Consider the following 12,532-nt stretch of genomic DNA (forward strand, 5'->3'; position numbering starts at 1 on the left):
CTCTCCCTGAGGTGAGGGGGATCAACGCATTACAACCTGACTGGCGTGATATTCCAGATGGTCTCCGCGTAGTCCTTGATCGTCCTGTCGGAGGAGAAATACCCCATATTGGCGATATTGTGCATCGCTTTTATCGTCCACTCTTCCGGGTGGCGGTAAAGCTCGTCCACTTTCTCCTGGCAGTCCACATAGCTGCGGAAATCCGCCAGTACCTGATAGTGATCGCCGAAGTTAAGCAGAGAATCCACCAGATCGCGGTAGCGGCTCGGGTCCTCGCGATTAAATACGCCGGTGGCGATTTGCGTCAGCACTTCACGCAGTTCGTCATCCTGATCGTAGTAATCACGCGGTTTGTAGCCCTGGCGACGCAGTTCTTCCACCTCTTCTGCGGTGTTACCGAAGATAAAGATGTTCTCCTCGCCGACGTGCTCCAGCATCTCCACATTCGCGCCATCCAGCGTACCGATGGTCAGCGCGCCATTTAAGGCAAACTTCATGTTACTGGTGCCGGAGGCTTCGGTGCCCGCCAGAGAAATCTGCTCGGAGAGATCCGCGGCCGGAATAATCATCTGCGCCAGGCTCACGCTGTAGTTCGGGATGAACACCACTTTGAGCTTATCGCCAATGTCCGGGTCGTTGTTTACCACGGCCGCCACGTCATTGATCAAATGAATAATGTGCTTCGCCATGTAATACGCCGACGCCGCTTTACCGGCGAAGACGTTCACGCGCGGTACCCAGTCAGCGGTCGGATCGGCCTTGATGCGGTTATAGCGCGCGATAACATGCAGCACATTCATCAACTGACGTTTGTACTCATGGATACGCTTGATCTGCACATCAAACAGCGCCTTCGGATTGACCACCACGTTAAGCTGCTGGGCAATCAACGTCGCCAGACGTTTTTTGTTTACCAGCTTCGCTTTGCGCACCGCCTGATTTACCAGCGGATAATCGCAGTGCTGTTCAAGCTCGCTGAGCTGGCTTAAATCGGTACGCCATGTGCGGCCAATGTTTTCATCCAGCACCTCAGAGAGCGCCGGGTTCGCCAGCGCCAGCCAGCGGCGCGGTGTGACGCCGTTGGTGACATTGGTAAAGCGCGTCGGGAAGATTTTGGCGAAATCCGCAAACAGCGACTGCACCATCAGGTTGGAGTGCAACTCAGACACGCCGTTAACCTTATGGCTTGCCACCACCGCCAGCCAGGCCATGCGCACACGGCGACCGTTAGACTCGTCGATAATCGATACGCGGCTTAACAGCCCGGTATCGTTCGGATACTGTTCCTGAAGCGTTTTCAGGAAGTAGTCGTTAATTTCGAAGATGATCTGCAAATGGCGCGGCAGGATTTTGCCGAGCATATCCACCGGCCAGGTTTCCAGCGCTTCGCTCATCAGCGTGTGGTTGGTGTAAGAGAACACCTGACAGGTGACTTCGAAGGCGTCGTCCCACGAGAACTTGTGCTCATCCATCAACAGCCGCATCAGTTCCGGGATGCCCAGCACCGGGTGCGTATCGTTGAGGTGAATGGCGATTTTATCCGCCAGGTTATCGTAGGTTTTATGCAACAGGTAGTGGCGGCTCAGGATGTCCTGAATGGTCGCCGATACCAGGAAATACTCCTGACGCAAACGCAGTTCGCGCCCGGAATAGGTGGAGTCGTCCGGGTAAAGTACGCGGGAGACGTTCTCAGAGTGGTTCTTATCTTCAACCGCCGCAAAGTAGTCGCCCTGGTTGAATTTCCCCAGATTGATGGCGCTACTGGCCTGCGCATTCCACAGTCGCAACGTGTTGGTGGCGTCGGTGTCGTAACCGGGAATGATTTGATCGTAGGCGACCGCGAGGATCTCCTCGGTTTCCAGCCAGCGGGCTTTTTTGCCTTCAAGCTGTACGCGCCCGCCAAAACGCACTTTGTAGCGCGTGTTGTGGCGTTTGAATTCCCACGGGTTGCCGTATTCCAGCCAGTAGTCCGGGGACTCTTTCTGGCGTCCGTCGACAATGTTCTGTTTGAACATGCCGTAATCGTAGCGAATGCCGTAGCCGCGCCCCGGCAGGCCCAGCGTCGCCAGTGAATCAAGGAAGCACGCCGCCAGACGGCCCAGACCGCCGTTGCCTAAACCGGGGTCGTTTTCTTCATCGATCAGCTCTTCTAAATCCAGCCCCATCTCTTCCAGCGCGTTTTTTACATCTTCGTAAATGCCCAGTGACAGCAGCGCGTTGGAAAGGGTGCGGCCGATAAGAAACTCCATCGACAGGTAGTAAACCTGCCGGGTTTCCTGAGAAAGCTGCGCGCGGTTTGAGCGCAGCCAGCGTTCGACCATGCGGTCACGTACGGCAAACAGCGTGGCGTTCAGCCATTCATGCTTATTGGCGATGACCGGATCTTTACCGATGGTAAACATCAGTTTATACGCAATTGAATGCTTTAAAGCCTCAACGCTAAGCGTGGGTGACGCATAAGTAAAAGGTGCATTCATCTAAGTGATTCCTGGTAAATTACTTCAACCGATAGTAAAGATCGCGGTAAGACTGGGCGGCAACCTGCCAGCTAAAATCCATACCCATCGCCTGACGCTGGACAAAACGCCACAGGGACGGACGCGACCACAGCACAAATGCGCGCCTTATCGCCCGTAAAAGCGACCAGGCATTACTGTCCTCAAACGTAAATCCGCTGGCAACGCCGTCTGCCAGGTTTTCCAGTGAACTGTCTGACACAGTATCCGCAAGTCCCCCCGTCCGGCGGACCAGCGGCAGGGTGCCGTACTTCAGTCCATACAGCTGTGTCAGCCCGCAGGGTTCAAAGCGGCTCGGTACCAGAATGACGTCGGCCCCGCCCATAATGCGGTGGGAGAAGGCTTCGTGATAGCCAATCTGCACCCCAACCTGCCCCGGATGTTCCGCCGCCGCCGCAAGGAATCCTTCCTGCAATACCGGATCGCCTGCGCCCAGCAGCGCCAGTTGTCCGCCCTGCTCCAGCAGGCCCGGCAGCGCTTCAAGCACCAGATCCAGCCCTTTTTGCTGAGTCAGACGGCTCACCACGGCAAACAGCGGCACTTTATCGTCGACCTTCAACCCCATCGCCACCTGAAGCTGGCGTTTGTTTTCCGCCTTCTCTTCCAGCGAATCCCGGGTATAGCGGGAGGTCAGCAGCAGATCGTTTTCCGGGCTCCAGATCGCTTCGTCAACGCCGTTTAAAATCCCGGAAAGTCGTCCTTCCAGGTGGCGCTGGCGCAGCAGCCCTTCCATGCCGCAGCCAAACTGTGGCTCGGTAATTTCACGGGCGTACGTCGGGCTGACCGCCGTAATATGGTCGGCGTAGTACAGACCGGCTTTCAAAAACGAAATCTGCCCGTTAAATTCCACCCCGTTAACGCTATAGAAAGAGGATGGCAATTCGATGTCATTCATATGCTGTGCATAAAACATGCCTTGATAGGCCAGATTGTGCACGGTGAAGACAGATTTTGCCGGATGGCCTCGTGCGGCGAGATACGCCGGTGCCAGCCCCGCATGCCAGTCATGCGCATGGACAATGTCGGGACGCCAGAACGGATCGAGGCCGCAGGCCATTTCAGAACCTACCCAACCCAGGAGCGCAAAGCGCAACACGTTGTCGGTATAAGCATAAAGATTGGTATCGTGATACGGGCTCCCTGGGCGGTCATAAAGGTGCGGCGCATCAATGAGATAGATCCCCACGCCGTTATAGTGACCAAAAAGTAATGTGATGCTGCCTGCGAACGTGTCGCGACGACTCACCACCTGCGCATCGGTAATGCCCCGGCGAATATCGGGAAACGCGGGCAGCAGCACGCGCGTATCCACACCACCAGCAATTTGCGCTGCCGGTAACGCACCAAGGACATCAGCCAGACCACCCGTTTTCAGCAACGGGAACATCTCAGAACATACATGTAAAACCTGCATTATCGCTCCTGTTCAAAACCGCTACCGAATGCACACGGTAGCGGTAAAACAGCGCACGGACCCCTTCCGCGCAAGGTTATTGTTGATGCGTTTAGTCTTTTAATTTCCGCAGCATGTCGCGCGTGACTAACACAATGCCTTCTTCTGATCGGTAGAACCTGCGTGCGTCTTCTTCCGCGTTTTCGCCGATGACCATGCCTTCCGGTATTTTGCAGGCGCGGTCAATGACGCAACGGCGCAGGCGACAGGAACGGCCAACCCAGACATCGGGTAACAGCACGGAGGAATCAATGTTACAAAACGAGTTCACGCGCACGCGCGGGAACAGTACTGACTGCACCACCACAGAGCCTGAGATGATGCAACCGCCCGATACCAGGGAGTTCAGCGTCATGCCATGACTGCCGGAACGATCCTGAACAAATTTAGCAGGCGGCAGCGACTCCATGTGGGTGCGAATCGGCCATTTTTGATCGTACATATCCAGCTCCGGCGTGACTGACGCCAGATCGAGGTTTGCTTTCCAGTAGGCTTCTAATGTTCCGACATCACGCCAGTAAGGTTCGGCATCGGGATCGGACTGGACGCTGGAGAGAGGGAACGGATGCGCATACGCCATGCCCGCTTTGGTCAGTTTTGGAATAATGTCTTTCCCAAAGTCATGGCTGGAGTTCTCGTCTGCATCATCCTCTTCAAGCAGCTCGTACAGGTAATCGGCATCGAAAACATAAATGCCCATACTGGCCAGCGCGCGGGTCGAATCGTTTGGCATTGACGGTGGATTGGCCGGTTTCTCAACGAAATCCACGATCTTCTCGTTTTCGTCCACCGCCATTACGCCGAATGCCGTGGCTTCGGCCACCGGAACCGGCAAACAGGCCACCGTACAGCGTGCGCCTTTTTCCACGTGGTCGATCAGCATCCGCGAATAGTCCTGCTTGTAGATGTGATCGCCCGCGAGAATGACGACGTATTCGGCGTTATAGCGACGAATAATGTCGAGGTTCTGCGTTACCGCATCCGCCGTACCGCGATACCAGTTTTCCCCGTGCACGCGCTGCTGCGCGGGCAGGAGATCAACAAACTCATTCATCTCTTCGCTGAAGAATGACCAGCCGCGCTGGATGTGCTGCACCAGGGTGTGGGACTGGTACTGCGTGATCACCCCGATACGACGAATACCGGAGTTCAGACAGTTTGAGAGCGCAAAATCAATAATGCGGAATTTGCCACCAAAGTGCACCGCCGGTTTGGCACGTGTGGTGGTCAAATCTTTCAGACGGGTACCACGCCCACCCGCCAAAATCAGGGCAACAGATTTTAATGGGAGCTGGCGCGCTAACATTAGCGGATCGTTTTTATCTAATTTAACCATAACGAACTCCTTTTTTATGACCTTTTGAAAACGCAAACTCCGTGCGCGGGCCCATGCCAGACAGCCACTACCACCGGATTATCCTCACCGGCGAATGGGGGAACAGCGCGCCATTCCCCGTCGGGTAAAACAATATCTGTTACCTCATCCGTATTATTGAGCGTGATGAGAAAACGCTCAGACAGGAGGATCTGCATGCGGCCTGCGCCATGCGTCCACTCCAGCGTGCTTAACGGATGCGCGTCCTTGTTCAGCCAGCGAACGTTGCCATCACCCTCTTCCCACCAGGCGTTTTGCATTAACGCCGGTATCTGCGAACGCAACTGGATCAGCGCCGCCGTGAAGTTAATCAGCCCGTCATTTGCCTGTTCCCAGTCCAGCCACGTCAGCGCGTTGTCCTGGCAATAGGCGTTGTTGTTACCATGCTGGCTGTGTCCGTGTTCATCTCCGGCCAACAGCATCGGCGTCCCCTGTGAAAGCAACAGCGTGGTCAGTAGGGCATGGACACTATCCCGACGCCGTTCCGTCACATCTAACGAGCCGCCTGGCCCTTCTACACCGTGGTTAAAACTATGATTATTGCTGGTCCCGTCGCGGTTTTCCTCGCCGTTGGCCTCGTTGTGCTTCTGGTTGTAGCTGACGCAATCACGCAAGGTGAATCCGTCATGCGCCGTCACCAGATTAATCGAGGCGGCAGGCAGACGACCATGGCGTTTAAAAACGTCACTGGATGCCGCGAAACGTCGGGCAAAATCACCCGGCTTCAGATCCCTTGCCAGCCAGAAGCGGCGAACTGCATCACGGAAATGATCGTTCCATTCCGCAAACAGCGGTGGGAAATTTCCCACCTGGTAACCACCATGGCCCACGTCCCAGGGTTCAGCAATCAGCTTAACGGATGAGAGCAACGGATCGTTTTTAATGGCTTCAAACAGCGGCGCATGCGGGTTGTAATCCGGTGTGCGCCCCATCACTGAGGCCAAATCAAAACGAAAACCGTCAACGTGGAACGTCTCAACCCAGTAGCGCAGGCACTGAATGGCATACTCCACCGTGCCCGGCAAACTCAGATTCAGGGTGTTGCCACATCCCGTCCAGTTCTCATAATCACCATCCCCCCTTATCCAATAATAGCTACGGTTGTCGATTCCGCGCAGGGAGAAGGTGGGACCATCGAGATCGATTTCCGCGCTGTGGTTAAGCACGATGTCGAGCAGCACTTCAATACCCGCTTCATGCAACGCTTTTACCGTCTCACAAAACTCCTGCAACGCGCGGGCTGGTTCATGGGCGTAGCGCGGATCGAGGGCAAACATCGCCAGCGGGTTATAGCCCCAGAAGTTGGTCAGTCCGAGGCGTTGCAGGCGCGGCTCGCTGGCAAAGTGCGCCACGGGCAACAGCTCCAGCGCAGTAATGCCAAGACGTTTGAAGTAGGCGATCATCACCGGGTGAGCGAGCGCTTTATAGGTGCCACGGATCGCGTCCGGAATATCCGGGTGCAGGTAGGTCAGCCCTTTGACATGAGCTTCATAAATAACGGTCTTGCTCCAGTCGGTGCGCGGCCAGCTATCGTTTCCCCAGTCAAACGCCTCGTTGACCACCACGCTTTTTAACGCAATGGCCACGTTGTCGTGCGGATCCGGCGAGTCATAACCGCTGTGAAACAGCGGGTCATCCACCGCCTCGCCTTCCACGCGGCGCGCGCAAGGGTCGATTAGCAGCTTCGCCGGGTTAAAGCGATGGCCGTTTTCCGGCTCCCACGGTCCATGCACGCGGTAGCCGTAACGCAAACCGGGTTGCGCGTTGGCGAGAAAACCATGCCAGACATCTCCGGTACGTGCGGGCAGGTCAACGCGCTGCTCGTTGCCTTCCTGATCAAAAAGGCAGAGTTCAACCCGTTCCGCATGCGCCGAAAACAGAGTGAAATTCACGCCATTGCCTTCGAAATGCGCCCCCAGAGGGGCAGGAAGGCCCGCGGTAAGCGTTGTCATTCTCCCTCCCGCACCAGCCAGATCGTGGAGAGCGGCGGCAGGGTAATGCTAAGTGAATGCGCGCGTCCGTGGCTTTCGATTTCATCAGTGTGGAGCGTACCGCCGTTACCAGCGTTGCTGCCGTGGTAGTACATGGAGTCGGTGTTTAAGGCTTCAGACCATTTGCCCGGCTGATTCACGCCGAAGCGGTAATCGTGGCGCGGGACCGGCGTGAAGTTGCTGGCGACGATGATTTCGTTGCCCGCTTTATCACGGCGCACAAAGATAAACACTGAGCGCTCGTGGTCGTCCACCACCAGCCACTCAAAGCCATACGGGTCAAAATCCAGTTCGTGCAGCGCTTTGTGATGACGGTAAGTGGCGTTGAGATCGCGCACCAGACGTTGCACACCGTGGTGCCAGTTGTCGCCGCCTTCCAGCAGATGCCAGTCGAGGCTGGCGTCGTGGTTCCATTCACGGCCCTGGGCAAATTCGTTGCCCATAAACAGCAGTTTTTTGCCGGGGAAGGCCCACATCCAGCCGTAGTAGGCGCGCAGGTTGGCAAACTTCTGCCATGCGTCACCCGGCATCCGGTCGAGAATCGATTTTTTGCCGTGCACCACTTCATCGTGCGACAGCGGCAGAACGAAGTTTTCGGTGTAGTTGTACAGCAACCCGAAGGTGAGCTTATCGTGATGGTGTTTGCGGTACACCGGATCGAGCTTGAAGTAATCGAGCGTGTCGTGCATCCAGCCGAGGTTCCATTTGTACCAGAAGCCCAGCCCGCCTGAACTTGACGGTCTTGAAACGCCAGGGAAATCGGTGGACTCCTCCGCCATGCTCACCGCGCCGGAAACCTGCTCGCCCAGAATGCGGTTGGTGTTGCGCAGGAACTCAATCGCTTCGAGGTTTTCGCGCCCGCCGAATTCGTTCGGGATCCACTCGCCCTCTTTGCGGCTGTAGTCGCGGTAAATCATCGACGCCACCGCATCCACGCGCAGGGCATCAATGCCAAAGCGCTCAATCCAGTACAGCGCGTTGCCCACCAGATAGTTACTGACTTCACGGCGACCGTAGTTGTAGATCAGCGTGTTCCAGTCCTGGTGATAGCCTTCACGCGGATCGCTGTGTTCGTAGAGATCGGTGCCGTCAAATTCGGCGAGACCAAAATCATCTTCAGGGAAGTGGCCCGGCACCCAGTCCAGAATCACACTCAGGCCCGCAGCGTGGGCGGCTTTAATGAAGTAACGGAAATCTTCGCGCGTCCCAAAACGACGCGTTGGCGCGTATAAGCCGGTGGGCTGGTAGCCCCAACTGCCGTCGAACGGGTGTTCGTTTATCGGCAGCAATTCCAGATGGGTGAAGCCCATCCATTTGGCGTAAGGCACCAGCTGGTCAGCCAGTTCGCGATAGCTCAGCCAGAAGTTATTATCGGTATGGCGACGCCAGGAGCCGAGATGCACTTCATAAATCGAAATCGGCGCGTCAAAATTGTTGGCCTGTTTGCGTTCTTCGCTCTGCTCAACCTTTTCCGGCAGACCGCAAATCAGCGAGGCCGTTTCCGGACGCATTTGCGCTTCGAAAGCATAAGGGTCAGCTTTGATCCGCAGTTTGCCGTGGGCGTCGATCATCTCGAACTTATAAAGCTGGCCATTATGGGCTCCGGGGACAAACAGCTCCCAGATGCCAGACTCTTTGCGCAGACGCATCGGGTGGCGGCGGCCATCCCAGTAGTTGAACTGCCCTACGACGGACACCCGGCGGGCATTCGGTGCCCAGACGGAGAATTTTGTTCCGGTAACGCCATCCATTGTATCGGCATGCGCACCCAGCGTTTCATAGGGACGCAAATGGGTGCCTTCTGACAACAGCCAGACGTCTAAATCCTGAATCAGGGGACCAAAACGGTAGGGATCGTCAATCAGGTTTTCCTGGCCGTGCCAGAGGACAGCCAGCTGATAACGAAAGTGATTTTTACGGCGTTGAATCACGCCTGCGAAGAAACCGCGCGAATCAAGGCATTCAAGTTTAGCCAGTTTACGCCCGGTTTTAGTTTCAATAACCCATACCTCTGTGGCATCGGGTAATAAGGCGCGGACTTCCAGTCCGGCATCGGTGCGATGCATGCCGAGTACGGAAAAAGGATCCGCAAAGTGGCCTGCGATTAGCGCATTAATCACGTCTCTATCTACAAGACTGGACATGGTTTATTCATCCTGTTTTATATGTGCCATTAAATACCGACCCTCAGCGTACGCCGGATTGCAGCACTTTTTTTGACCTGAACGGCGCAGCACATTGTGCATCCTCTCTGCTCCGTCCTACCTTCAGGCGAGGTCGTTGTCTCCGAAACCGAAAACACGCCCAACTTAAAGCATAGCCAACGCTTTGTTTGTCTCCTGGAAAAATTGATCCAATTGCGTTTACTCCGTGTTTTACGCAAAAAAAAGGAGGTGACAGTGCACCTCCGCTCTTTAAATCATTACGCCAGTTGGCGCAGCATACGTCGGAGAGGTTCTGCCGCTCCCCATAGCAGTTGATCGCCTACCGTAAACGCGGAAAGGAATTCCGGGCCCATATTGAGCTTACGCAGGCGTCCCACCGGCGTACTCAGCGTGCCGGTCACTGCCGCAGGGGTCAGTTCACGCATGGTGATGTCACGGTCGTTCGGCACCACTTTCGCCCATTGATTATGCCCTGCCAGCAGTTCTTCAACTGTGGGAATGGACACATCTTTCTTCAATTTGATGGTGAACGCCTGGCTGTGGCAGCGTAACGCGCCGACGCGAACGCACAGGCCATCCACCGGGATCACCGACGAGGTGCTGAGAATTTTGTTGGTTTCGGCCTGGCCTTTCCACTCTTCACGGCTCTGGCCGTTATCAAGCTGTTTGTCGATCCACGGGATCAGGCTGCCCGCCAGCGGCACACCGAAGTTATCCACCGCCAGCTCACCGCTGCGGGAGAGCGCCGTCACTTTGCGTTCAATATCCAGAATGGCAGAGGCCGGGTTCGCCAGCTCGTCAGAAACGTGATGATGCAGTTGACCCATTTGCGTCAGCAGTTCGCGCATATGGCGCGCGCCGCCGCCAGAAGCGGCCTGATAGGTCGCCACGGACACCCACTCCACCAGATCCTGCGCAAACAGGCCGCCGAGCGACATCAGCATCAGGCTGACCGTGCAGTTACCGCCGACGAAGGTTTTCACGCCGTTATTCAGGCCCTGGGTGATCACATCCTGGTTCACCGGATCGAGAATAATGATGGCGTCATCTTTCATGCGCAGCGAAGAAGCCGCGTCGATCCAGTAACCCTGCCAGCCGCTTTCACGAAGCTTTGGATAGATTTCGTTGGTATAATCGCCGCCCTGGCAGGTGACAATGATGTCGAGTGCCTTCAGCGCCTCCAGATCAAACGCATTCTGAAGCGCGCCACCTTTGGTGGTGCCGAAATCAGGTGCAGCCTGACCCGTCTGAGACGTTGAAAAGAAAACAGGGCGAATGGCGTCGAAGTCGCGCTCTTCTACCATGCGTTGCATGAGTACGGAGCCGACCATTCCGCGCCAGCCGATAAAACCAACATTTTTCATAGCGAATTTCCTGCGAAGGTGTGTGCTGTGTGTGCGAGCCAGTTTCCCACTGGTATCTCCCCACATTACAAAATGCAGCTAAAGTCGCAAGTGAAATTAATCAATGATAGTGAAGTCATCAGAAATAGAGCTTATAAGCAAAACCTCTGGGACGAGAATTAGGGAAAGAACTCAATGAATGAAATCATATCCGCTACGGTGCTGCTGATCCTGATTATGGATCCACTCGGCAATCTGCCTATTTTTATGTCGGTGTTAAAACACACCGAGCCGAAGCGCCGTCGGGCAATTATGATCCGCGAATTGCTGATCGCTCTGCTGCTGATGCTGGTGTTCCTGTTCGCGGGCGAGAAAATCCTGTCGTTCCTGAATTTACGCGCCGAGACCGTGTCTATTTCCGGCGGCATCATTCTGTTTTTAATCGCCATTAAAATGATTTTCCCCAGCGCGTCCGGCGGTAGCCACGGCCTGCCCGCCGGGGAAGAGCCGTTTATTGTTCCGCTGGCAATCCCGCTGGTGGCAGGCCCGACGCTGCTCGCCACGCTGATGCTGCTCTCGCACCAGTATCCGAATCAGATGGGCCATCTGGTGATTGCTCTGCTGCTCGCCTGGGGCGGCACCTTCGTGATCCTGTTGCAGTCGTCGCTGTTCCTGCGCCTGCTCGGTGATAAAGGGGTGAACGCACTGGAGCGCCTGATGGGGTTAATTCTGGTGATGCTGGCAACGCAGATGTTCCTGGACGGGATCCGGGCGTGGATGAAGGGATAGGTTTCTCTTTTTACTTCAATGTTAAATAAGGACGTTTACAGATGCAGTATGAATATTCAGATGAAAGCTCCAGCCCGCTGGTGATGATCTCCCTCGCGGCCGGGGAAGAAGTGCGTATAGAAAGCGGCTCGATGGTGTTCCATAACGGCAAAGTGGTGCTTGAAGGTCGGATGAACAGTAACGGCTCCGGGGGGATTGGTGGCATTTTCCGCGCCGCCGCCCGCTCGCTGGTCAGTGGGGAAGGGTTTTTCATCACCACGGCACGCGGTACCGCCCAGGATGCGCTGCTGGGGATTTCACCCGGCGCAGTGGGGCAAATCCGGGCGCTGGATACCGGGAAGATGACCTGGTGTATAAATGACGGGGCGTTCCTGGCCTGCGACAGCACGGTGAACTACAACATGAAACGCCAGTCGATTGGCAGCGTCCTGTTTGGCGGCACCGGCGGGCTTTTTATTATGGAGACGTCAGGTAGCGGCACCGTGCTGGTTAACGGTTTTGGCAGTATTGTCGAACTGGAACTGGACGGGAGCGACTCGCTGGTGGTCGATAACCATCATGTCGTCGCGTGGCAGAGCACGCTTAACTATTCGATTAAGGCCGCCTCAGGGCTGTTTGGTTTTACGACCGGCGAGGGGCTGGTGAATGAATTTTCCGGCTGCGGTCGGTTGTTGATCCAGACGAAGAATCCTTCGGAGTTTGTGGGCGGGTTGATGCCGCACATTATTCCGCTGCTGCCGAAAAGGTAATGCGAAGGACCCCTCACCCTAACCCTCTCCCCTGGGGAGAGGGGACAGATCGAGCGCGGACTCGCCCTTCCCCCTCTCCCTGAGGGAGAGGGCCGGGGTGAGGGTCCGGTGTTCCCCCTCTCCTTCAGGGAGAGGGTCGGGGTGAGGGTAA

General features: G+C 55.9%; 8 protein-coding genes. 2 read left to right on the plus strand and 6 right to left on the minus strand.

The genetic code is table 11. From position 1 onward, the window contains the following. Positions 1–29: 29 nt before the first annotated feature. The 6 genes from glgP to asd all read right to left on the minus strand — a co-directional run bounded on the left by glgP (position 30) and on the right by asd (position 10,864). Complete coding sequence (gene glgP / locus BM373_RS17210; RefSeq protein WP_090464099.1) at positions 30–2,477, minus strand: glycogen phosphorylase; 2,448 nt, start codon at positions 2,475–2,477, stop codon at positions 30–32. Between the two features lie 19 nt (positions 2,478–2,496). Then, the gene (gene glgA / locus BM373_RS17215; RefSeq protein ID WP_090464103.1) at positions 2,497–3,930 is read right to left on the minus strand and encodes a glycogen synthase GlgA; all 1,434 of its coding nucleotides are present in this window, start codon (positions 3,928–3,930) and stop codon (positions 2,497–2,499) included. 91 nt (positions 3,931–4,021) lie between these two features. Then, positions 4,022–5,305, minus strand: a complete 1,284-nt coding sequence (gene glgC, locus BM373_RS17220; RefSeq protein WP_090464106.1) for a glucose-1-phosphate adenylyltransferase — start codon at positions 5,303–5,305, stop codon at positions 4,022–4,024. A 14-nt stretch (positions 5,306–5,319) separates the two neighbouring features. After that, positions 5,320–7,296, minus strand: coding sequence for a glycogen debranching protein GlgX (glgX, locus tag BM373_RS17225; RefSeq protein ID WP_090464109.1), 1,977 nt, complete (start codon positions 7,294–7,296; stop codon positions 5,320–5,322). Then, positions 7,293–9,479 carry a 1,4-alpha-glucan branching enzyme gene (gene glgB / locus BM373_RS17230; RefSeq protein ID WP_090464112.1) on the minus strand — a complete coding sequence of 729 codons (2,187 nt, stop codon included), beginning with the start codon at positions 9,477–9,479 and terminating at the stop codon, positions 7,293–7,295. The genes glgX and glgB overlap by 4 nt, the downstream gene beginning before the upstream one ends. Positions 9,480–9,757: 278 nt before the next feature. Further along, positions 9,758–10,864, minus strand: coding sequence for an aspartate-semialdehyde dehydrogenase (gene asd / locus BM373_RS17235; RefSeq protein ID WP_090464115.1), 1,107 nt, complete (start codon positions 10,862–10,864; stop codon positions 9,758–9,760). Positions 10,865–11,038: 174 nt separating this feature from the next. On the opposite strand from asd, the gene yhgN reads away from it, so the two are divergent. Beyond that, positions 11,039–11,632: an NAAT family transporter YhgN gene (yhgN, locus tag BM373_RS17240; RefSeq protein ID WP_090464118.1), complete on the plus strand. Its 594-nt coding sequence runs from the start codon at positions 11,039–11,041 to the stop codon at positions 11,630–11,632. A gap of 41 nt (positions 11,633–11,673) precedes the next feature. Then, a complete protein-coding gene (locus tag BM373_RS17245) occupies positions 11,674–12,381 on the plus strand; it encodes a TIGR00266 family protein (protein WP_090464121.1) in 708 nt (235 codons plus the stop codon). Positions 12,382–12,532: the final 151 nt, after the last annotated feature.

Origin of the sequence: Enterobacter sp. kpr-6 (genome assembly GCF_900116015.1) — a bacterium.
Lineage (GTDB): Bacteria > Pseudomonadota > Gammaproteobacteria > Enterobacterales > Enterobacteriaceae > Enterobacter_D.